1 protein-coding gene is annotated in these 692 nt (G+C 76.9%); it reads left to right on the top strand.

Annotated features, from left to right (window positions below; all coding sequences use genetic code 11):
• Positions 1 to 45 precede the first annotated feature (45 nt).
• Positions 46 to 692 (top strand): alkaline phosphatase (locus KUM32_RS39430; protein WP_217146556.1); only part of this gene is annotated, 647 nt, incomplete at its 3' end.

The raw sequence follows: 692 nt of genomic DNA, 5'->3' as shown, positions 1-692 counted from the left end.
CGCCCACGCTCTCCCCGGCTCCGCACCCCCGCCTGGGAGAGACACATGAGTGCTGCACCCCCTTCGTCCAACGGCCTGGATCGGCGCCTGTTCCTGCAAGCGGCCGGCGTCGGCGTCGGCGCGCTGCTCGCCGGTGCCGGGCTGGCCGGCCAGGCCGAGGCGGCGGGGGGCGCTCCACGGCTGCGCGACGACCCGTTCCGGCTCGGCGTGGCCAGCGGCGAGCCGGCCTCCGACGGCATCGTGCTGTGGACCCGGCTGGCGCCACGGCCGTTGGCCGACGACGGGCACGGCGGCATGGCCCGCGCGGGCTACGACGTGCGCTGGCAGGTCGCCGAGGACGAGCGGTTCCGCCGCGTCGTACGCGCCGGCGCCGCGCTGGCCCTGCCCGAGCTGGGCCACTCCGTGCACCCCCAGGTGCGCGGCCTGCGCCCGGGGCGGCAGTACTTCTACCGGTTCCAGGCCCAGGGCCACACCAGCCCCGTCGGCCGGTTCCGCACCGCGCCGGGCGACCGCTCGCGCGCCGCGTTCAGCTTCGCCACCGCCTCCTGCCAGGCGTGGTACCACGGCCACTTCTCCGCCTACCGCGACCTGGTGGCCCGCGACCCCGACGTCGTCTTCTTCCTCGGCGACTACGTCTACGAGTACGGCATCACCGCCGCCAACATGTGGCGCGCCGCCCCGGCGCCCGGCCC

The organism is Streptomyces sp. AC627_RSS907 (genome assembly GCF_019049165.1).
The sequence above is the reverse complement of the archived record's forward strand: the minus strand, read 5'-3'. Positions and strand labels throughout refer to the sequence as shown.